The organism is Brevibacterium sp. GP-SGM9, from assembly GCF_047300845.1.
GTDB lineage: Bacteria > Actinomycetota > Actinomycetes > Actinomycetales > Brevibacteriaceae > Brevibacterium.
In genome coordinates this window covers 858,777-878,225 of record NZ_CP178563.1, presented here as the reverse complement: position 1 = coordinate 878,225, position 19,449 = coordinate 858,777, and the positions used below count along the sequence as shown (strand labels likewise).

Here is a 19,449-nt window from a genome sequence, read left to right as displayed (position 1 = left end):
TGTCAATCCTGCCATGATTTCGAGGTTCGTGCCGAGCGCGGATGACGCCGTCGCGTCCTCGACGACGTCTGCCATATAGGGTAGGAGTGTCGAGAACGGAAGAACAGACGAGTGTAAGGGACAATGGGAGCATGAACGCTCGTATCCTGGTAGTTGATGATGACACGGCTTTGGCCGAAATGATCGGAATTGTGCTCAAAAGCGAGGGCTTCGAACCTTTCTTCTGCGCCACCGGCGATCAGGCCTTCGACGAATTCCAGAAGGTCGGCCCGGACCTCGTGCTCCTCGATCTCATGCTGCCCGGCAAGGACGGTCTCGAGGTGTGCCGCGAGATCCGCGAGGTGTCCTCGGTCCCGATCATCATGCTCACCGCGAAGTCGGACACCGTCGATGTCGTCCTCGGCCTCGAGTCCGGGGCCGACGACTATGTGCCCAAGCCGTTCAAACCCAAGGAGCTCATCGCCCGGGTGCGGGCCCGTCTGCGTATCTCCGAACCGCAGGCCCCTGAGCTGCTCACCGTCGGCGACGTCGTCGTCGATGTGGCCGGTCACACCGTGACCAAGGGCGGATCGCCGATCTCCCTGACCCCGCTCGAATTCGACCTGCTCGTGGCCCTGGCCCGCAAACCCTGGCAGGTGTTCTCCCGGGAGACCCTCCTCGAAGAGGTCTGGGGCTACCGGCACGCGGCCGACACCCGACTCGTCAACGTCCACGTGCAGCGGCTGCGCTCGAAGATCGAACGCGACCCCGAGAAGCCCGACATCATCGTCACGGTCCGTGGAGTCGGATATAAGGCAGGCAGAGCCGCGTGAGCCGCGGGTCGGCTGCCGGCGGCGCCGTCCGCACCGCAGCCTCGGCGATCCGGACGTTCTGGAACTTCCTTCTCAGATCGTTCAGCCATTCTCTGCAGATCCGGATCGTCGTCCTCACCATCGTCCTCACCTCGGTGGCCATCTTCGGGGTGGGGACGTACATGTCCCAGCAGATCTCCCGCGGACTCTTCGACACGCGACTGAAGTCGCTGTCGTCCCAAGCCGATTCGATCGTGTCCGAGCTGCGGTCGCTGGCGCCCGTCGACGGCCAGGCGGTGACCCAGGAGACCCTGAGCTCGCAGCTGTCCTCGATCTACAACCGCTCGACCGGCTCCGTCTACTCGCTCACGCTCGAACCCAGCGATCCGAATTCCTCGTTCTCGACCATCAGCGCCGGACGCTCGAACTCGGAGGGGGCGAATGCGGACGTCCCGGTCAGCGACGAGCTCGAGGATGCGATCCGTCAAGCCCCCACTGACGACATGCTCTACCAGTCGGTGAATCTGCCCGACGGCACCGGCCCGGGACTGCTCATCTCCCAGGAGGTGCAGATTCCCAATGCCGGACAGTTCCAGCTCTACTATCTCGGCGATCTGACCGAACAGCAGAACACATTGGACTTCGTCCAGAAGTCGATGCTCGTGGCCGCCCTCGTCCTCGTCGTCCTCGTCGGCGCCGTGGCGTGGATCGTCACCCGTCTCGTCGTGACCCCGGTGAGAACCGGCGCCGAGGTGGCCCGGCTGATCGCCGACGGCGATCTCGATGAGAGGATGCCCGTCCACGGCAACGACGAAATCGCGGTGCTCGGCGAGAGCTTCAACGACATGGCCGATACGCTCCAGCACCAGATCCAGCAGATGGAGCGGCTCTCCGTGCTGCAGCGGCAGTTCGTCTCCGACGTCTCCCACGAGCTGCGCACGCCGCTGACGACGATCCGTGCCGCCGCCGACCTCATCTACGACTCGAGGGACGAGCTCGACCCGGTCACCGCCCGCAGCGCCGAGCTGCTCAACTCCCAGGCCGAGCGCTTCGACTCCCTGCTCTCCGACCTGCTGGAGATCTCCCGCTACGACGCCGGCGCCGCCGCCCTCGTCGCCAAGCCCGTCGACGTCGGGGCGATCGTCACCGCCGTCATCGAAACCGTGTCCATGGTCGCCGACCAGATGTCGACGAACATCGTCGTCCATGCCCCCTCCTCACCGGTGATGGCCGAGGTCGATCGGGTGCGGATCACGCGGATCGTGCGCAACCTCGTGGTCAATGCGATCGAGCACGGAGAGGGCAACCCGATCGACATCTACGTCGCCTCCAACGCCGAGGCGGTAGCGGTCAGCGTCCGCGACCACGGTGTGGGGATGAACGAAGAGCAGGTCGAGCACGTCTTCGACCGGTTCTGGCGCGCGGATCCGGCCCGCAAGCGCACCCTGGGCGGTTCCGGCCTGGGATTGGCGATCTCGCTCGAGGACGCCCACCTGCACAACGGCTGGCTCCAGGTCTGGGGCAAGCTCGGGGAGGGTTCGTGCTTCCGGCTGACGATCCCGCGACGACCCGACCAGGAGATCACCTCCTCCCCGCTGCCGCTGCCTCCACGTGATGCGCAGATCCAGGGGGCCGCGCTCGTGGCCGGACCTCTGTCCTCCGACGGATCCGTGCGCATCCAGACCGGGTCGATCCCGATCGTCGTCGAAGCCGATCAGGTGACTCCTACCGAGGGCGGGTACATTGACGAACCCGACACTCCCGCGGCCGCTAGGTCCCTGCCGATGGTTCCCGAAGCCTCGGAGGCGAGCCCCTCGGAATCGACGTCGAACGACAACAACTGGGACGAGCACGGTGAGAAGACCGACGAAGGAGGAACACGATGAGTGCGAATCGCAGGCGCAGACGCCTGAGCCTGCTCGTCCTCGCCCTCTGCTCCTCCGTTCTGCTCGCCGCCTGCTCCTCGATTCCCACGTCGTCGCCGGTCGGCCACATCGAAGCCGACTCCGGCGATGACGGAGCCAGCAACGCCAGGATCCCCGATGGTCCCGCGCCCGGTGACAGCATCGGCGAGATCGTCCGCGGGTTCCTCGCGGCAGGATCCGGGACCGGCAACAACTTCTCGGTCGCGAAGTCCTTCCTCACCGACGCCGAGGCGCAGGAATGGAACCCGCAGGAGTCGGTGTCCCTGCTGTCGAACGACACAGACCTCGACTCCCTCAACATCGGGGTCACCTCGGATCAGAAGACGCTGACGATCTCACCGCCGGTCGTCGGACTCGTCGACTCCTCGGGGGTGTACACCTCCACCAAGCCTGGAACTCAGTCGACCCTCGAGTTCTCCCTGCGGCAGGAGAACGGGGAGTGGAGAATCTCCTCGGCGCCCGACGGCCTGCTCATCTCCCAGGCGGAGTTCCAGACGATCTTCCTCAATTACTCTCTGGAGTTCTTCACCTCCGACTATTCCTATCTCGTGCCCGATTCCCGGTGGTTCCTGCGCTCGTCATCGACTCCGACGGCCATCATCAACGAACTGCTCAGCGGCCCGGCCTCCTATCTCTCCGGGGCGGTCATCACCGCGATTCCGGATGGGGCCAAACTCAGCGACTCCAATGTCGTGAGGATCGAGAACGGCATCGCCCACATCTCCCTGGAGGCCCAGGACCCGGCTCCGACCGATCGGGAGAAGGGGCTCATCCGACAGCAGATCGCCTCGACGCTCAAGGTCATTCCCTCGATCTCCGACATCGAACTCACGATCGGCGGTCAGGTCGTCTCGGCGAGTCTGCAGCCGAAGACCGATTCCTCCGTGCAGGTCGACGGACCCCCGGTGGTGCTCGCGAACAACAGTCTTTCGCGCGTCTCCGGCACGACGGTGGCGAAGGTCGAGAACAGCCCGGATCTCAAGGGTGCCGGAGCCAGTGACCCGGCCGTATCCTTCGACGACTCCCTCTACGTCTATCTCCAGGACGACGGCAAGAAGCTCATGCGCTTCAAGACGGACACCGGGGCCGCCACCGCGATCTACGAAGGCAAGAGGCTCGTGCGGCCCAGTCTCGACAGGTTCAACACGGCCTGGACGGGTGAGAAGGAGAACAAGGGCGCACTGACGGCCATCGGCAGAGACGGACAGGACTACACCGTGGCCGCTGACTTCCTCTCCGGTCGCGAGCTCGTCGATCTCGATGTCTCCCGAGACGGCACACGTATCGCCGTGCTGAGCAGCCAGAAGAGCGAACCCGACCGCATCGATGTCGTCGGTGTGCCACGGGACAAGGCGGGAAATCCCTCCAGCGGAGTCTCGGATGCCCCGATCGAAGTCGGCTCGAACTTCGACGAGATCAAGGACATCTCCTGGGCGGGGTCGACTTCCCTCGTGGCTCTGGCGGCGATGGAGGGCGATGGGACCCAGCCGTTCCGCATCGGCGTCACCGGACCGTCCGAGCAGCTCGGCGAGGTCCCCGACGGAGATCGCATCGCCGCGGGCGAGGACAGTCGGTCGATTCTCGTCACGAACTCCTCGGGCGGGCTCTACTCCTACAATTCGAATGCGTGGCAGAAGCTCGTCGACGTCGCGGCCAAGGATCCCTCCTACCCTGGCTGAGGCTGATCGGAGACCGCGCGGGACGGAGTAGATTTCTCCCATGGGACTGCTCGGCGAATTCAGTGAGCTCTTCCTGCCGCGGCGCTGCGCCGGCTGCGGCCGGGAGGGCGTCTCGCTGTGCACGGCCTGCCTGCAGCTGCTCGGCGGCATCCCGCGGGCGATGGAGCCGCGCTACGGTCAGCTGCCGGTCGTCGGCATCGCAGAATACAGTGCTCGGCTGTCCCATATGGTCGTCGATTTCAAGGACAACGGCCGCCGCGACATCCTCGACCCTTTGGCCTTGGCGCTGGTGCGCTCGGTCACTGCCGCCCTCGACCTTGCAGGCTACCTCGGCGGGCCGATTCGCCTGTTCCCCGCACCCAGCGCTCCGCGGGCTCGACGGCGCCGCGGAGGTTCGCACACCGCGGCACTGGCCAGGCGTGCCGCCGAACTGGCGCCCGAACTGTCCCTGCAGGTCGTCGATGTGCTGCTGACGAGTCGTCGCCGCGACCAGGTCGGACTCGGCGCCCACGCTCGGCAGGCCAACGTCACCGGAACCCAGCACCTCGATCCTGCGCAGCTGTCGGCGATCGCACCGAGCGGGTCCGGGGCGGCGGGTGGGAAAGTCGGTCTCGATCTGCTTGTCGACGATTTCGCAACTACCGGAGCGACCCTGGCAGAAAGCGCACGTTTATTGACATCGGTGCAGATCAGACCCGCTGCAGGAGCCGTTCTCGGTCTCGGCCGCGGGGGCACTCGATTTGTCTCTCCCTTTACTGTATAACGGTGTTTACCCATCCAAGGGAATGGGATCGGATCAATCCGAAGAACGAGTCGCTAAGGAAGCATCATGGACATCGTTGTCAACGGACGTCAACTGACCATCTCAGACAGCTTTCGAGCTCATATCGAGGACAAGATCGCCAAGGTCGAGCAGCTTGCTCCCCGCGCCCAGCGGGTTGAGGTGCACGTCGCTCATGAGAAGAACTCCCGCCAGCCGGAGACGAGCGAACGCGTCGAGCTGACAGTGGTGGCGAAGGGTCCCGCGATTCGCGCGGAAGCCATGGCCAGTGACAAGTATGCGGCCCTCGACCTCGCATGGGCGAAACTCGTCGAACGATTACGCCGCGCCCGGGATCGCCACAAGGTTCCGCGTTCCGGCCACCACCGCAAGGAATCCACCGCCGAGGTGCTCGCGAAGATGCCGGTCGACGATCCGATCATCCCCGCTGAGGACTCGGCAGGCACCGATCACGACGCCGCGGCCGATCAGACCAACGGCCGGATCAAGGCCGAAGGAGACTCGCCGGTGGTGCTGCGCGAGAAGAGCTTCGCCGCCGCCCCGATCGGCATCGAAGAGGCGCTCAATCGGATGGAGCTCGTCGGTCACGACTTCTATCTGTTCATCGACGAGGAGTCGAGCAAACCCTCCGTCGTCTACCGCCGGAAGGGCTGGAGCTACGGCGTCATCGCCCTCGACCACGAACTTCAGGAAGCAGCCGACTGAGCGGCGACTCCGAGGCGGAGCACGAACCGAGCGTGCCCGCAGCCGACTGAGCCGAACGACTGAGTAAAACAACTGAGCAGATCGCCGAGGTGGGACTCCCACCTCGGCGATCTGCGTATGTCGGCCCGGTGCCGACGACGTGTGGTCCCGGTTCCGCCGTCCCGACGTTCCGATGAGTCGGGTGCGGAGTGTCAGCTGCGCTGACCCGTGCGGCCCCAGGTGACCAGGCGCCAGAGCCGTTCCAGCGGCCCCTGCCCGAAGAAGCGCAGCCAGAGTGCAGAGATGATGACCTGGATGACGATGATGCCGGCGCAGATGACTAGGCCCGCGAGATAGCCGCCGTGGTCGTCGAACTGACCCAGATCGGGTTCGATGGCCTTGGCCGCGACGATGAGCAGCGTGGCTCCGAGGTAGTTGCTCAGCGCCATCCGTCCCAGGGGAGCGAAGACGGCCTGCAGGAGGACTCTGACCGGGGTGAGCATGAGCAGCATGACGATGGTGACCAAGCACAGGGCCATGGTGATGCCGAGGCCCGCGCTGAGCTCCACGTGCAGCTGCCGAGCATTGAAGTCGGTGAGGGCGAAGCCGAGCACCGAGATGCCGGCGCTGACGACGGCGGTGAGTGCCAACCAGACGGGATGACGGAGTGCACGGGGGACGAAGTCGGTGTGGCCGATCGCGAACCCGAGGAGGAAGAGGCCCGGGATGACGGCGATTCCTCCTCCCTGCCAGACGCCGGCCGCCAACAGCAGGGCACCGAGACCAGATGTCGTCGCCGCCAGGGCCCGAGCGGGGATCCACGTCGAGGGCAGGAGGACGACGATAGCCACGATGGCGTAGGGCAGCAGTGCCTCCCCGGGCTGGAGGAAGCTGTGCAGGACGCCGAGCACACCGAGGAAGGCGAAGCGACGCAGCAGCGCCAGACGGGGTCGGGCGCTGCGTGCCGCCGCGGAATTCCACATGATGCCGAAGCCGATGCCGAAGAGGAGGGAGAAGATGGGGAAGAAGCGGTTCTGGACGAAGTCCTGCTCGAAGGCATAGAAGGGCTCGACGGCCCCGCTCGCGTCGAGCGAGGAGAGCGAGAAGAGCGGTGGCAGGTTGACGATCATGATGCCACACAGGGCGATGCCGCGGATGACGTCGAGGGTGGCGATGCGCTTGCGGGTTCGGCGGGGAGGCCGCCTCGATGTTTCGGTCGATGCGGACGTGTCTGCTGGGTCGTCGGTCTCTGTTCTCATGGCATCCAGTCTGGTCGAGACCCTACGGTGGCACATCGGCACAATGGCCGGAGCTCACAAGCAGGGGGTCAGCCGTTCGGCCGATTCATCACTCCCGACTCCCACATCCGGGCCGCGATCTCGACCCGGTTGCGGGCCCCGAGTCGGGTCTGGATATTGCCCAGATGGGTCTTCACGGTGCCGAGCGAGATGTAGAGCTCGGAGCAGATCTCCTGGTTGGTCCGTCCCCGCGCCACGAGGCGTGCGACGTCGTTCTCCCGTTCGCTCAGGCCGGAAACGCGATCGCTGCCCGGCGGGGTGGTCCGGGAGCGGCGACTGAGCAGATCGAGTGTGAGCGAGGGGGAGATGAGAGCGTCGCCGTCGGCCGCGGCCCGCACCGCCGCAATGAGCAGCTCGGGTCCCGCATCTTTGAGGAGGAACCCGCTCGCGCCGCCGTCGAGGGCCGCGTCGACGTAGTCGTCATCGTCGAAGGTGGTGACCATGATGACCTGGGAGATCGCGGTCAGTCGGGGCAGGGCCGCGAGTCCGTCGAGCTTGGGCATGCGAATGTCGAGGAGGATGACATCGGGTGCTTCGCGCTTGGCCAGTTCGATGGCTTCGACTCCGTCGGCGGCCTGTCCGACCACCTCGATGGACTCCTCCGCATCGAGGATGAGGGAGAAGCCCATCCGCACCATCTCCTGGTCGTCGACCAGTGCCACTCGAATCACGTTCGTCCTCCATCGACCATCGTCGGGCTTGCTCATCGTGCCTGGGTTCAGTCTGCTGCCGGGTCCCACGGTATCCGAGACTCAAGCACCCAGCCGCCCTCCGGAGCGGGGCCGGCCTGCAGAGTCCCGCCGAGGGGGCCGAGCCGTTCGCGCAGACCGCTCAGACCCGTGCCCCCTCCGCTGCCGATCCCGCCAGGGCCCGGCGCGTTGGCCACCGTGAGGACGAGTTGCTGCGAATCGGCCGAACCCATCGGGGCGGTCGAAGACAGCCGGACCGCGACAGGGACCAGCGCTCCCGCATGTCTGCGGACGTTCGTCAGCGCCTCCGCCAGCACGCGGTCGAGGACGGGCCAGACCGGGGCGGGCACCGCCTCGGCGAGGGCCGGATCGAGGTCGAGGTCGAGGGAGGCGTGTCCGCCGAACTCGGAGACGCGGTCGCTCAGCGACTGCGGACCGGAGGCCAAAGGGGCCCTGGCACCGGGACCCTTCGCCGTGCTCGAGACCAGGGAGCGGATCTCGTCGAGGGCCCGGGTTCCGGACTCCTCGATCTTGCCGAGTGCGGAGCGGAGGACCTGCGCATCGTCGCTGCGAGCGGCCGCCTGGGAGAGGACGACGATTCCGGTCACCTCGTGGGCGACCAGGTCGTGGAGTTCGGTGGCCATCCGTCGACGCTCCGCCTCGGCGGCGGTGGCCTGACGCTCGCTCAGCGACCGGTCGATCATGCGCAGCAGCAGTCCCAGGGACAGACCAGCCACGATGACGGTAGAGACGGCGAAGGCGAAGGTGAGTCCGTCCCCGGGCATCAGCAGGGGGACGGCGATGTTGCTCACGCACAGCAGAATGAGCAGCAGCAGCTGCCAGGGTGCGTCGAACGATCGGGCGAGCATCACCACGGCCACCAGGCTCAGCCACAGCACTGTCAGGCTCAGGGTCGTCGACAGCGCGACCGGGATGAGCGCGAGAAGCAATGCGAGAGCGGCCAGCGACAGCAGACCGAGCGGTCGGACCTGGCCGCGGGCGATCGTGGTCTGGGTGCGCAGGAGGATCGGGAGTGCGGTGCCCAGGGCGAACAGGTCGGCGACGACGAGCAGCCACCCCGACCCGGCCAGCACCTCGAAGGCGAAGGTCAGAGGCAGGGGGAGGAGCCACAGCCACGTGATCACGGTCTTCATCGCCTCTCAGTGTAGACGGGGAGGTCCGTCGCTCCGCTGTCGACGGGCTCAGGACTTCTCGGTCCGGCTTTCGGCCCGGCTTTCATCGCCGAAATCGGGGGAGTCATAGCCGAGCTCGACGACCACGCCGGTGTCCGTCACGGCCGCCCCCTCGGCCGTCACTCCCGGACCGACATCGATCGTGCCCGCCTTGGCGCCGTCGGCGAAGAGTTCGAGGCGGTCGTCGGTGACCTTCGCCGTAAAGGTGACCTTCGAACCGTCGACCATCGCGGAGTCGGTGAACGAGCCGTCGGCTCGCTCGATCGGGTCGACCTCACCCGAGGGGTGGTCGAAGGTGACGAACCGAGTGAGCCTTTCGGGTCTGCCGTTGCTGAGTCGGTGGAGGAGGAGCTGATCCTTGTTCGTCCCGTCCTGGAGCGCGAGATCGACATAGGTGAGGTCGACGGAGTCCTGGAGCGCGAAGATGATGTAGGGGCGACCGTGGACATCGATTCCGGTGGCGTCGATTCCGACGTCGTCGAGGTAGTCCTCCACCTCGGCTTCGAGTGAGATCTTCGACCGGTGCTCCCAGATGGCCAGGCCGCCGACCACGGCGCCGATGATGCAGACGATCGAGGTGAGAGCGATGAGTACCTTCTTCATGGTGTGTCCTTGGATTCCTTTGCCGGTTCGGTCATTGCCACTGACGATCCTTCCGCTTCTCCGCCCCTGTCACTTCGGCCGAATGGCTGATCCGGGTCGGCCGAAAGGGCAGAGTCAGTGGCGTGATCTAGTGTGGGAGCATGCAGAAGATGACACTGTCGGCGGCGCGCAGGACGGCGATCGCTGCGACGGGGCTGGACAGACCGCGACCGGCACAGGTGACGGCACGGCATCTGAAATCCACGTTCGCCCGCATGGGGCTGACCCAGATCGACTCGGTCTCCCGGGTGGTGCGTTCGCACTACCTGCCCTTCTACTCGCGACTGGGCCCCTACCCGCGGGAGACCCTCGACCGGCTCTTCTACCGCCACCCGAGGATGGGCGTCGAATACTGGGCCCATGCGGCTGCGTTCGTCCCACCGGAGACGTGGGGTCACTTCGGGCGGATGCAGGCCGAATGGTGGCGCAATGACTACGGACAGCGCCACGCCGAGACCGGCGCGGAGTTCCGTGCCCTGCAGAACGAAGTGCTGGAGGCGCTCGCGGCAGGCCCGATGACAGCGCGGGCGGTGTCCGAACTCGTCGACCATGAGATCCCCGAACGACACCGAGGCCATTGGGGCTGGAATCCGAGCCAGGTCAAGATGGCTCTCGAGGCCCTGTTCGCCGGCGGCGTCGTCAGCGCGTCCGGACGCAATGAGCACTTCGAACGGATCTACGCCCTGCCGCAGGATGTCAGCGCGACCCTGCCCCAGCGGACTCTGGCCTACGGTCCGGGCGATCGCCCCGAGCTCGGCCTCGATCCGGAGGCCGAGCGACCACGGGGAGTGTCGGGGCAGACCGACAACGTCCTCGAACTCACCCGCATTGCGGCCCGTGCGCTGGGCATCGGTCGACCCGACTGTCTGGCCGACTACTTCCGCCAGCAGCGGGCCCCCACCGACGCGGCGATCGCGGCGCTGCTTGAGACCGGCGAGCTCAGCGAGGTCGACGTCGAAGGGCAGGCGGCGCTGAAGTGGCATGCTGCCCGCACACCGCGTCGCGTCGAGGCCAGGGCCCTGCTCGCGCCCTTCGATCCGCTGGTCTTCTACCGGCCGCGGATCGAGTGGCTCTTCGACTTCCACTATCGGATCGAGATCTACACCCCGGCCGCGAAACGGGTGCACGGCTACTACGTCACCCCCTTCCTCCTCGGCGATCGCCTGGTCGGGCGGATCGATCTCCACCGGGACACCAAGGAGAACATCCTGCGGGCACACAAGGTGACATGGGAACCGGGGGAGGAGCACCCTCAGGAGCTGCTGGCCGAACTGCGGGAGATGGCCGGGTGGCTCGGTTTGGGCGCCGTGGATTTCGGCGGTACTCACCTGCCATTAAACTAGGGACTATAGAGTCGTTCAAGTTGTTGTCTGGCATTCATGCCGAATAGGAGAAAAGTGGCTAATTTCCTCGAGAAGATTCTGCGCACGGGTGAAGGCAGAACTCTGAAGAAGCTGCGTCGTTATACGGAGGCCATCAACGCGCTGTCCGACGAGTTCAGCGAGATGTCCGATGCCGAGCTGCGTGAGGAAACCGACCGCTTCAAGAAGCGCTATCAGGACGGGGAGACGCTCGATTCCCTGCTTCCCGAGGCGTTCGCCGCGGTCCGTGAGGCCTCGAGCCGCACCTTGGGTATGCGTCACTTCGATGTCCAGCTGATGGGCGGAGCGGCTCTCCACCTGGGCAATATCGCTGAGATGAAGACCGGTGAGGGCAAGACCCTCGTCGCCACGGCCCCGGCCTATCTCAACGCCCTGACCGGTGACCCCGTGCACATCATCACGGTCAACGACTACCTCGCCACGTACCAGTCGGAGCTCATGGGACGCGTGTTCCGGTTCCTCGGCATGGAGACCGGCTGCATCCAGGCGAACATGTCCTCGGACAACCGCCGCAAGCAGTACGCCGCCGATGTCACCTACGGAACGAACAACGAGTTCGGCTTCGACTATCTGCGCGACAACATGGCCTGGTCGGCCGGCGAGCTCGTGCAGCGCGGCCACGCATTCGCCATCGTCGACGAGGTCGACTCGATCCTCATCGACGAGGCCCGCACCCCGCTCATCATCTCCGGCCCGGCCGAAGGCGATGCCAACCGTTGGTACGACGAGTTCGCAAAGGTCGTCAAGCGGCTGAAGACCGACCGCGACTACGAGGTCGATGAGAAGAAGCGCACCGTCGGCGTGCTCGAGCCCGGCATCGAACGCGTCGAGGACTACCTAGGCATCGGCAACCTCTACGATGCGGAGAACACCCCGCTGATCAGCTTCCTCAACAACGCCATTCGGGCCAAGGAGCTGTTCAAGAAGGACAAGGACTACGTCGTCCTCGACGGCGAGGTCCTCATCGTCGACGAACACACCGGCCGTGTGCTCAAGGGGCGTCGCTACAATGAGGGACTCCACCAGGCCATCGAGGCCAAGGAAGGCGTCAAGGTCCAGGCCGAGAACCAGACCCTGGCGACGATCACCCTGCAGAACTTCTTCCGCCTCTACGACAAGCTCTCGGGCATGACCGGCACCGCCGAGACCGAGGCTGCGGAGTTCATGTCGACCTATAAGCTCGGCGTCGTGCCGATCCCGACGAACAAGCCGATGCAGCGTGTCGACCAGTCGGACTTCGTGTACAAGAACGAAGTCGCGAAGTTCGATGCCGTCGTCGATGACATCGCCGAGCGCCACGAAACCGGACAGCCGGTCCTCGTCGGCACCACCAGCGTGGAGAAGAGCGAGTACCTGTCGAAGCATCTGAGTAAGCGCGGCGTCCGCCACGAGGTCCTCAATGCCAAGAACCATGCGCGTGAGGCCTCGATCATCGCCCTCGCCGGCCGCAAGTCCGCGGTCACCGTGGCCACGAACATGGCCGGACGCGGTACGGACATCATGCTCGGCGGCAACGCCGAATTCATCGCCGTGACCGAAATGGAGAATCGCGGACTCGATCCCGTCGAGGACGAGGAGCAGTACGAAGCCGAATGGCAGGACGTCCTCAAGGCCGCGGAGAAGAAGGTCAAGGAGGAGGCCAAGGAGGTCGTCGAACTCGGCGGTCTCTATGTCCTGGGCACCGAACGCCACGAATCGCGACGTATCGACAACCAGCTGCGCGGACGTTCCGGACGTCAGGGTGACCCCGGCGAGTCCCGGTTCTACCTCTCACTGACCGATGATCTGATGCGCCTGTTCGGATCCGGTGCCGCGGAGCGGATCATGGCCACGGCCAATGTTCCCGATGACGTTCCGCTGGAATCGAAGATGGTCACCCGCGCCATCCTCTCGGCCCAGTCGCAGATCGAACAGCGCAATGCCGAACAGCGCAAGAACGTCCTCAAATACGATGACGTCCTCAACCGTCAGCGCACCGTCATCTACGACGAGCGTCGTCGTGTCCTCGACGGTGCGGACCTCGAGGAGCAGGTGTCGAAGTTCCGTGAGGAAGTCATCGACGCCTATGTCGCCGAGGCGACCACGGGACCCGTCGAGGACTGGAAGGTCGACGAGCTCTTCGAAGCCCTCGGCAAGATCTACGAGCCCTCGATCACCTCTGAGGACCTCGCCGAGGAGGTCGGCGGGTTGGGCAACCTGACGAAGAACCGCCTCAATCAGGAGATCCAGTCCGATATCGCCGTATTCTACGCGCAGCGTGAGGAGGAGCTCGGCACCGAAGCCACCCGTGAGCTCGAGCGCCGAGTCGTCCTCTCCGTCATCGATAAGCGCTGGCGCGAGCATCTCTACGAGATGGACTATCTCAAGAACGGAATCGGCCTGCGCGCGATGGCTCAGCGCGATCCGCTGGTGGAGTACCAGCGCGAAGGTTTCGAGATGTTCACGACCATGCAGGACGGAATCAAGGAGGACGTGGTCCGCCTCACCGATACCCTGCAGGTGACCGTGAGCCGATCCGCCGATGACGCTGCGGACGATGACTCCGAGGTCGAGGTCGACGCGGCGGAGCTGCGACACACGACGCCGAAGATGCAGCTCTCGGCCCCATCGGAGGACGGGTCATCTTCGATCGCCGAGTCCGAGGACGAGTACGAGTCGGAGGAACAGCCTGCCAACCGTGCACAGCGTCGGGCGAAGAAGAAGGCCAAGCGCTGAGCATCGACCGACCGGGAGTCTGAGTCCGGAGACTCGACTCATATCGTCTGCAGACTCATATCGTCTGCAGACTCACATCGTCTGCAGCGCCGTCATCGTCCACCGGGTGGTGAGCAGTTCCAAGCGAACTGCCACCGCCCGGAAGCGGTTCTGCGTCCGCACGATCACCGTCACCTCGGCGACGACATCGTTGACGCGGCAGACTCGAGCATTTCCCGCCTGCAGGGTGCGCATGGTGCCGAGGTCTCGCACGGGTCGGCTCGGTGCCAGCTCCGCCCGCAGCTGCGCTCGATGGTCGATCTTCTCCAGCAGCTCCCGGTCCACCCACCGCGCGATCGAATCGCTGCGTCTGATTCCGGAGAAGATCTCGAGGCAGGCCACGGCCAGAGAGGTCGCTGTGGCTGCGATCCTCTCTCGATCGGCGGAGTCCTCCGACGGCGTGCCGCTGACCCGAGAGCGGATCTGTTCGCGTGCCGGATGGCCGTGGGGCCGGTGTTCCTTCTCGATGTCGGTGGCGGCGGACTGGGGCCGGGTCAAAGTCAACGGGGCGATCACGGTGCAATCTCCAATCTCTGTCCGGGCATGATGAGATTCGGGTTCGGCCCGATCCTGTCCCGGTTGTTGGCATAGATCTCTGCGACGAGCTCGTCGGTGTCCTCATTCGGTGCGGCGCGATCCGCGGCGATCGACCACAGGCTCTCGCCGTCGTTTACGACGTGGACCCCCGAGGCCCGGGGGTCGGTGTCAGAGGACTCGTCTGCATCATCGTCGCCGTCCGGGGGAGTTCTCGGAGAGTCTTCGGAGGGCGGGGTCGCCACCGGGGAATCACCCGCTGCCGGGGCGTCGGTGGGCCACCCCGGATCGCGCGGCGGCGCGTCATCGCTGGGACTCGTCGGCCATCCCGGATCGGGGAGCGGCGCGCCCGTGTCCGCGCCCGCGTCGTCGACCGCAGCGTCCGTGTCTAAGCCCGAGTCGTCGACCGCAGCGTCCGTGTCTGAGCCCGAGTCGTCGACCGCAGCGTCCGTGTCTAAGCCCGAGTCGTCGACCGCAGCGTCCGGGTGGGCGGTGGGGGCACCGACTGCTGTGTCCGTATCAGTGGCCGAGGCGTCGACCGCAGCTGGTGCGGTGACTCTGAGGTCGGTGTGCGGTGGGGATTCGTGCACCGGGGCGCCGTGGGCGGACTGGAGGGCCAAGGTCGCCGAGGCGGCGGCAAGTGCGGTCGAGCGCAGCATGATGGGCATGATCCGGAGCATGGCGGTGATCACGACCGAGCGCAGGCGGCCGGCGGGCAGCAGCCGCACCGCCAGAGCAAGCACTGCGCCGAGGCCGAGGCGGCTGAAGACCAGCGCGGCGGCGCCGATGACGACGATGACGACCGTGTCGGTGGCCGAACGAGGAGCGGGCAGACCGATCAAGGCGGCGGCGAACGCGCCGAGCAGGGCCAGCCAGGAACCAGCACACGCGATCAGAAGATGCATAGTAGACGTCCTTTGTCTAAAACGTATCTACATAGTGCTGTTAGATAGCATTTGCTGTCAATAGACTGACTCTAACTACAGTGCTGTAATTCGAGTTCGAGGTGATGCTGCTCTTGATTGTCGACTACATCTGGGGCAGGCTTCTCCCTATGGATGATCGCATCGATGCGCTGCTCTCGGATATCGAGGCCTCGGAGGCTGCGCGGCAGGCGCATCTGCGACGGGGTGAGTTCGGCGATGAGTTCGTTGCCCATGCGGCCGAGAGGACGATGCTCGAGCGACTCCGAGGCTCTCTCGGCAGTTCGGTCCGGGTCCGTGCGGACTCTCGAGAGGTCACCGGCACTGCGGCATTCCTCGGCGCCGGCATCCTCGTAATCACCGCCGCGGAGACATCGATCGTGGCCGTCGAGCACATCAGCGAGGTGCGGACGCATGCCCGGCATCATCGATTCGAGCCGGACCCGCTCGAGCGGCTGGGTCTCGGTTCGGCCCTGCGCAGACTGGCCGCGGCATACGAGGAGATCACGGTGGCCATCGGGGGCCGGTCAAGTGTGATTCGCGGGCGCAGCACGATGGTCGCCGCGGACTATGTCGAGATCGCCGGCAGGGTCATTCCGTTCTCAGCGATCGTGATGGTGCAGGCTCGTGTCAATCCGTTCGCCTGATCCGCCGCCGACCCGGGCCGTGGGCAGCCGAGCCGGGGGAGACGGGGTCAGTCGTCGATCGACCCGGTCTTGATCTCGTGTTCGGTGCGTTCGTACATCCGCTGGATGTACGCCTCGATCTCGGTCTTCTCGACCCGCCATTGGCCGCGGCCGCCGACCTTGATCGCGCGGAGGTCGCCGGTGCGGACCAGGGCGCGAGCCTGAGCGATCGAGACGTTGAGCAGATCGGCCACGTCGGTAAGCGGCAGGAAGCGGTTTTCTACGACCATGAGGGCCCTTTCTCGTGCGGACGACTGGCTGATTGTTGGCTGATTTTGCCAGAACCGTTGCTTTGACCTCGTTTGATGTTCAATACTACACCTAAGAAACTGTTCCTGACAGAGGCAATTTTCCCGGTTGGAGACGCAATGGAGCTCTCGAAACGAATTCGCCGCCCGAAGTGGACTGACGTCCGGCTGCTGGTCGGAGCGGTGCTCGTGGTGGTCGCCGTGTTGGCGACCTACCTGCTGATCAACGCGGCGAATTCCACCACCCGCGTGTGGGCGAGTGCTCAGGCGCTCGTCCCCGGACAGGTGCTCAGCGCCGCCGACCTGACGGTGGCAGAGGTGAATCTCGCCGATATCGGCGACAAATACCTCGCGGCGGATTCCGAACTGCCGGCCGGCTCGAGCGTGCGCACCGTGGTCGCCGAGGGCGAGCTGCTGCCGGCTTCGGCCGTGACTCCGCTGTCGGACCTCGAAGGGCGCGTAGTCGCCATCGACGTCTCCGGCTCCGTGCCGACGATCGTCGATGCGGGCAGCCTCGTCGACGTCTGGGCGCAGCCGGAGTCGAACGGACTCGACGACTCGGAGGTCGACCCCGAACAGATCGTGACTTCTGCGCCGGTGTCGAACATCACCCGAGAAGTCGGCAGCTTCGGTGTCGGCGACGGCGCCAGGATCGAAGTCTTCGTCGCCGCCGATGAGCTCTCGGATGTGCTCGGCGCCCTCGACGGGCGCAGCGTCCTCTCGGTCGTCGGGGCACCGTCGACGAGCGCTGCCGAGGATGACGGACGATGACCCAGGTACTCTTGGCCGTCGACTTCGAATTCGACCTCATCCTCTTCGAGCTGCTCAGCGAGATCGACGAAGTCTCGATCGTCGCCCGTCCGGCCGATGATGTCGAACTCCTTGCGCTGTGCCGCACAGGGGATGCCGACGTCGCGATCGTCGGCGAGTACTTCCCGGGCCTCGACGCCGAGGTGATCGCCGCGGTGAGTGCCGCGGGCGTGAAGGTGCTCGGCTTCGGCGGCGACACCGCGAACCTGAACGCACTCGGGATGTCTGCGAGCGTGAGTTCGACGGCCGATGCCGCCACGATTGCGCAGGCGATCGACGATGTCCGTGACTCCACTGTCGTCCCACCGCGGCCGAGTGTTCCTCCCGGAGCGCGGGAAGGAGTGGGCACGATCGTCACGGTGTGGGGGACCGGCTCGGCCCCGGGCAGGACGCTGACGGCGGTCAACCTCGGCGATCATGGTGCTCGGCAGGGACATCGCAGCGTCGTCGTCGATGCGGATACGGTCTCGGCCATGGTCGCGACGACGCTCGGGCTCACCGAGGAATCCGCACATCTTGCCAGCCTGTGCCGACGCGAAACGGAAAAATCCCCGCCCTTGGATCTGAATTCCCTTCCGCACGCCGCGATCCGTGAGGACTTCCATGCGATCACGGGTCTGACCAGGCCCGAGCGGTGGCCCGAGATCAGGGGATCGGTGCTCGCCGCGGTGCTGGCTCGGCTGGTGAAGATGTTCGACCTCGTCGTCGTCGACGTCTCCGATCGGGTGGATCCCGATGACGATCTCGCCGATCCCTTCTACGATCGGCACTGCGCGACCCGCGCCGCCCTCGACGCGGCCGATGTCGTCGTAGTCCTGGCGGCGGGCAATCCCATCGGTCTGCAGCGCCTGGTCAAGCTGCTCGGCACCGAACGGGCCGAGGCGATGCGGGAGAAGATGAGGATCGGCATCACGAAGGTCCGTTCCGGTGCCGTCGGGCACCCCGCCGAGGCGCGGATCCGGGAGGTCCTGCACCGGTTCGTCAAGGTGGAAGCGGACTTCCTGTTCAGTGATGACCGCGCCACCGCGGATGCTGCGATGCTCGCCGGACACACACTCCATGAGGAGAATCCGAAATCGGTGCTCAGCCAGGAGATCGCCGAGGCGGTGGGGCAGCTGCTGCCGGGCAGGAAGCGGGCGCGCACGGGCCCGGGACGTCGCCGGACGTGACTGGGGTGACGCTCGCTCAGGCGCGGGCTGACGCACGATCAGGACCGGGCTGACGCACGGTCGGGCCTGTCCTAGGATGGAATCATGAGCATCCGTTGCTATATCCCGACCACTCTGTCCGCACTCGGCTCCGGGCTGGTAACGGTGACCGCCGTGACTCCGGACGCACAGGGGAGAGCGCTGAGCGGCGACGAACTCGAAGCCCTGGAATTCGACGCCATGTGCATCGCGGCGGCCCTTGCCGCGAGCATGTCCTTCGAGACAGGAGACGCGGACCGGGCCGATTCGGATGCCGAATTCTCTCCCCGGGCGGTCGTCGCCTACGACGCACCGGAGGCCGGGGCCGGCCGGGAGCTGAGCGCCGGCTTCGAGCTGCTCACCCTCTCCGCCGTCGAGATGTCCCGGATCGCCAGCATTCACCTCGACGAGGCTGAGGTGTGGAATGAGGCGGCGCGACTCGCCCGGGAAACAGGGAGCGCGGAGGCGGAGGACCTCCTCGGCGAATCCGACCTGCTGTGGTACGACGCGACTGAGCTGACCGAGCTGCTGCGCGAACGCGGCTGAGTCCGCAGGCTCAGATGGACGGGCAGAGTGACGGCCGCGTGTCGAGAACCTTCGCGGCTGCAGGCACCGAGACGCCCGACCGCTTGAGACGCTCAGACATCGCTCCGCTCAGGACGATTCGAGCTTGACGAGGCGGTCTTTGAGTCGCTTCTCGAGAATCGGAACCACGGCCTGTTCGATCATCGAACCGAACATCGGAATCGACGAGCTGACCTCCGCATGGACCGACAGGCTCGTCGTGGAGTCCTGCTCTCGAAGCATGATCAGGGCATCGATCTCGACCGGCACTCCCGCGGCGTGCGCGCTCATGCGCACCTCGGCGCTGTCGCCGAGGACGTCTCCCGGGATCATGTAGACCTCGACGAGCTCGGCCTGATCGGGCAGCCGCGAGGCCAGAGCCGAGGGCAGCTCCGTCGCCGGCATCGGCGTGCGGACCGTCATCTCGGTGTCGGGGTCGATGCGTTCGGCGCTGGCCTGGGAACCGAGACGCTGCCAGGTCGTGACATCGGCGAGTCGGGACAGGAATGACAACAGCTCGGTCGCATATTCATGATTGAGTGTCAGAGTGCGCATGGGTCCAGTCTGCCAGCAGATGTACTGCTCATGACGGCACGGTGATCGGCGTGCCTTTCTCGATATTTGGGCATAGTGTTGGGGGTGGCGTCTCGAAGCGGAGACGCAAGTGGATAACTCGATG

Annotated in this window: 19 protein-coding genes; 11 read left to right on the top strand and 8 right to left on the bottom strand. The window is 65.6% G+C overall.

What is annotated here, in order from left to right:
- Nucleotides 1-131: 131 nt before the first annotated feature.
- From mtrA to hpf, 5 genes are all read left to right on the top strand, one after another.
- Nucleotides 132-812, top strand: a complete 681-nt coding sequence (mtrA, locus tag ACH82I_RS04015) for an MtrAB system response regulator MtrA (RefSeq protein ID WP_230743618.1) — start codon at nt 132-134, stop codon at nt 810-812.
- Nucleotides 809-2,677, top strand: a complete 1,869-nt coding sequence (gene mtrB, locus ACH82I_RS04010) for an MtrAB system histidine kinase MtrB (protein ID WP_413335642.1) — start codon at nt 809-811, stop codon at nt 2,675-2,677. Before mtrA ends, mtrB begins: the two co-directional genes overlap by 4 nt.
- Nucleotides 2,674-4,395 (top strand): LpqB family beta-propeller domain-containing protein, encoded by a 1,722-nt coding sequence (locus ACH82I_RS04005; protein ID WP_413335641.1) that lies wholly within the window; start codon nt 2,674-2,676, stop codon nt 4,393-4,395. The genes mtrB and ACH82I_RS04005 overlap by 4 nt, the downstream gene beginning before the upstream one ends.
- A 40-nt stretch (nt 4,396-4,435) precedes the next feature.
- Complete coding sequence (locus tag ACH82I_RS04000; protein ID WP_413335639.1) at nt 4,436-5,158, top strand: ComF family protein; 723 nt, start codon at nt 4,436-4,438, stop codon at nt 5,156-5,158.
- A 66-nt stretch (nt 5,159-5,224) separates the two neighbouring features.
- On the top strand, nt 5,225-5,881 hold the full coding sequence (gene hpf / locus ACH82I_RS03995) for a ribosome hibernation-promoting factor, HPF/YfiA family (protein ID WP_230743622.1): 657 nt from the start codon (nt 5,225-5,227) through the stop codon (nt 5,879-5,881).
- A gap of 191 nt (nt 5,882-6,072) precedes the next feature.
- Here the strand turns inward: hpf and ACH82I_RS03990 are convergent, their stop codons facing one another.
- From ACH82I_RS03990 to ACH82I_RS03975, 4 genes are all read right to left on the bottom strand, one after another.
- On the bottom strand, nt 6,073-7,119 hold the full coding sequence (locus tag ACH82I_RS03990) for a DUF418 domain-containing protein (protein WP_413335637.1): 1,047 nt from the start codon (nt 7,117-7,119) through the stop codon (nt 6,073-6,075).
- Between the two features lie 68 nt (nt 7,120-7,187).
- Nucleotides 7,188-7,820, bottom strand: coding sequence for a response regulator (locus ACH82I_RS03985; protein WP_413336737.1), 633 nt, complete (start codon nt 7,818-7,820; stop codon nt 7,188-7,190).
- Between the two features lie 56 nt (nt 7,821-7,876).
- Nucleotides 7,877-9,001: a sensor histidine kinase gene (locus tag ACH82I_RS03980; RefSeq protein ID WP_413335635.1), complete on the bottom strand. Its 1,125-nt coding sequence runs from the start codon at nt 8,999-9,001 to the stop codon at nt 7,877-7,879.
- Nucleotides 9,002-9,049: 48 nt separating this feature from the next.
- Entirely contained in the window at nt 9,050-9,643 is a 594-nt protein-coding gene (locus ACH82I_RS03975; RefSeq protein ID WP_413335633.1) for a hypothetical protein, read from the bottom strand.
- A gap of 140 nt (nt 9,644-9,783) precedes the next feature.
- Here ACH82I_RS03975 and ACH82I_RS03970 point away from each other — a divergent pair, with 140 nt between their 5' ends.
- Together ACH82I_RS03970 and secA are read left to right on the top strand one after the other, a co-directional pair.
- Nucleotides 9,784-11,025 carry a winged helix-turn-helix domain-containing protein gene (locus ACH82I_RS03970; protein WP_413335631.1) on the top strand — a complete coding sequence of 414 codons (1,242 nt, stop codon included), beginning with the start codon at nt 9,784-9,786 and terminating at the stop codon, nt 11,023-11,025.
- A gap of 54 nt (nt 11,026-11,079) precedes the next feature.
- A complete protein-coding gene (gene secA, locus ACH82I_RS03965; protein WP_413335629.1) occupies nt 11,080-13,779 on the top strand; it encodes a preprotein translocase subunit SecA in 2,700 nt (899 codons plus the stop codon).
- A gap of 72 nt (nt 13,780-13,851) precedes the next feature.
- On the opposite strand, the gene ACH82I_RS03960 is transcribed toward secA, so the two are convergent.
- Together ACH82I_RS03960 and ACH82I_RS03955 are read right to left on the bottom strand one after the other, a co-directional pair.
- Nucleotides 13,852-14,334 (bottom strand): Rv3235 family protein, encoded by a 483-nt coding sequence (locus ACH82I_RS03960; protein WP_413335627.1) that lies wholly within the window; start codon nt 14,332-14,334, stop codon nt 13,852-13,854.
- Nucleotides 14,331-15,257, bottom strand: coding sequence for a LysM peptidoglycan-binding domain-containing protein (locus ACH82I_RS03955; RefSeq protein WP_413335625.1), 927 nt, complete (start codon nt 15,255-15,257; stop codon nt 14,331-14,333). Before ACH82I_RS03955 ends, ACH82I_RS03960 begins: the two co-directional genes overlap by 4 nt.
- A gap of 149 nt (nt 15,258-15,406) precedes the next feature.
- Between ACH82I_RS03955 and ACH82I_RS03950 the strand changes: the two genes are divergently transcribed.
- Complete coding sequence (locus tag ACH82I_RS03950; RefSeq protein ID WP_413335623.1) at nt 15,407-15,922, top strand: hypothetical protein; 516 nt, start codon at nt 15,407-15,409, stop codon at nt 15,920-15,922.
- Between the two features lie 47 nt (nt 15,923-15,969).
- Here ACH82I_RS03950 and ACH82I_RS03945 read toward each other — a convergent pair whose 3' ends face one another.
- The gene (locus ACH82I_RS03945) at nt 15,970-16,191 is read right to left on the bottom strand and encodes a helix-turn-helix domain-containing protein (protein ID WP_230743631.1); all 222 of its coding nucleotides are present in this window, start codon (nt 16,189-16,191) and stop codon (nt 15,970-15,972) included.
- Between the two features lie 138 nt (nt 16,192-16,329).
- Between ACH82I_RS03945 and ACH82I_RS03940 the strand changes: the two genes are divergently transcribed.
- The 3 genes from ACH82I_RS03940 (at nt 16,330) to ACH82I_RS03930 (ending at nt 18,752) form a co-directional block, all read left to right on the top strand.
- On the top strand, nt 16,330-16,980 hold the full coding sequence (locus tag ACH82I_RS03940) for an SAF domain-containing protein (protein ID WP_230743632.1): 651 nt from the start codon (nt 16,330-16,332) through the stop codon (nt 16,978-16,980).
- A complete protein-coding gene (locus tag ACH82I_RS03935; protein WP_413335620.1) occupies nt 16,977-18,188 on the top strand; it encodes a DNA-binding response regulator in 1,212 nt (403 codons plus the stop codon). The genes ACH82I_RS03940 and ACH82I_RS03935 overlap by 4 nt, the downstream gene beginning before the upstream one ends.
- Nucleotides 18,189-18,272: 84 nt before the next feature.
- Nucleotides 18,273-18,752, top strand: coding sequence for a DUF6912 family protein (locus ACH82I_RS03930; protein WP_413335618.1), 480 nt, complete (start codon nt 18,273-18,275; stop codon nt 18,750-18,752).
- A gap of 108 nt (nt 18,753-18,860) precedes the next feature.
- Here ACH82I_RS03930 and ACH82I_RS03925 read toward each other — a convergent pair whose 3' ends face one another.
- Nucleotides 18,861-19,325, bottom strand: a complete 465-nt coding sequence (locus ACH82I_RS03925) for a DUF2505 family protein (protein WP_413335616.1) — start codon at nt 19,323-19,325, stop codon at nt 18,861-18,863.
- Nucleotides 19,326-19,449: the final 124 nt, after the last annotated feature.

Coding starts and splice junctions, on each gene's coding strand:
- ACH82I_RS03930 (WP_413335618.1), top strand. CDS start 18,273: ATGAGCATCCGTTGCTATATCCCGACCACTCTGTCCGCACTCGGCTCC.
- ACH82I_RS03925 (WP_413335616.1), bottom strand. CDS start 19,325: ATGCGCACTCTGACACTCAATCATGAATATGCGACCGAGCTGTTGTCA.
- ACH82I_RS03975 (WP_413335633.1), bottom strand. CDS start 9,643: ATGAAGAAGGTACTCATCGCTCTCACCTCGATCGTCTGCATCATCGGC.
- ACH82I_RS03990 (WP_413335637.1), bottom strand. CDS start 7,119: ATGAGAACAGAGACCGACGACCCAGCAGACACGTCCGCATCGACCGAA.
- mtrA (WP_230743618.1), top strand. CDS start 132: ATGAACGCTCGTATCCTGGTAGTTGATGATGACACGGCTTTGGCCGAA.
- ACH82I_RS04000 (WP_413335639.1), top strand. CDS start 4,436: ATGGGACTGCTCGGCGAATTCAGTGAGCTCTTCCTGCCGCGGCGCTGC.
- ACH82I_RS03955 (WP_413335625.1), bottom strand. CDS start 15,257: ATGCATCTTCTGATCGCGTGTGCTGGTTCCTGGCTGGCCCTGCTCGGC.
- ACH82I_RS03980 (WP_413335635.1), bottom strand. CDS start 9,001: ATGAAGACCGTGATCACGTGGCTGTGGCTCCTCCCCCTGCCTCTGACC.
- ACH82I_RS03970 (WP_413335631.1), top strand. CDS start 9,784: ATGCAGAAGATGACACTGTCGGCGGCGCGCAGGACGGCGATCGCTGCG.
- ACH82I_RS03940 (WP_230743632.1), top strand. CDS start 16,330: ATGGAGCTCTCGAAACGAATTCGCCGCCCGAAGTGGACTGACGTCCGG.
- ACH82I_RS04005 (WP_413335641.1), top strand. CDS start 2,674: ATGAGTGCGAATCGCAGGCGCAGACGCCTGAGCCTGCTCGTCCTCGCC.
- ACH82I_RS03950 (WP_413335623.1), top strand. CDS start 15,407: ATGGATGATCGCATCGATGCGCTGCTCTCGGATATCGAGGCCTCGGAG.
- ACH82I_RS03945 (WP_230743631.1), bottom strand. CDS start 16,191: ATGGTCGTAGAAAACCGCTTCCTGCCGCTTACCGACGTGGCCGATCTG.
- hpf (WP_230743622.1), top strand. CDS start 5,225: ATGGACATCGTTGTCAACGGACGTCAACTGACCATCTCAGACAGCTTT.
- ACH82I_RS03935 (WP_413335620.1), top strand. CDS start 16,977: ATGACCCAGGTACTCTTGGCCGTCGACTTCGAATTCGACCTCATCCTC.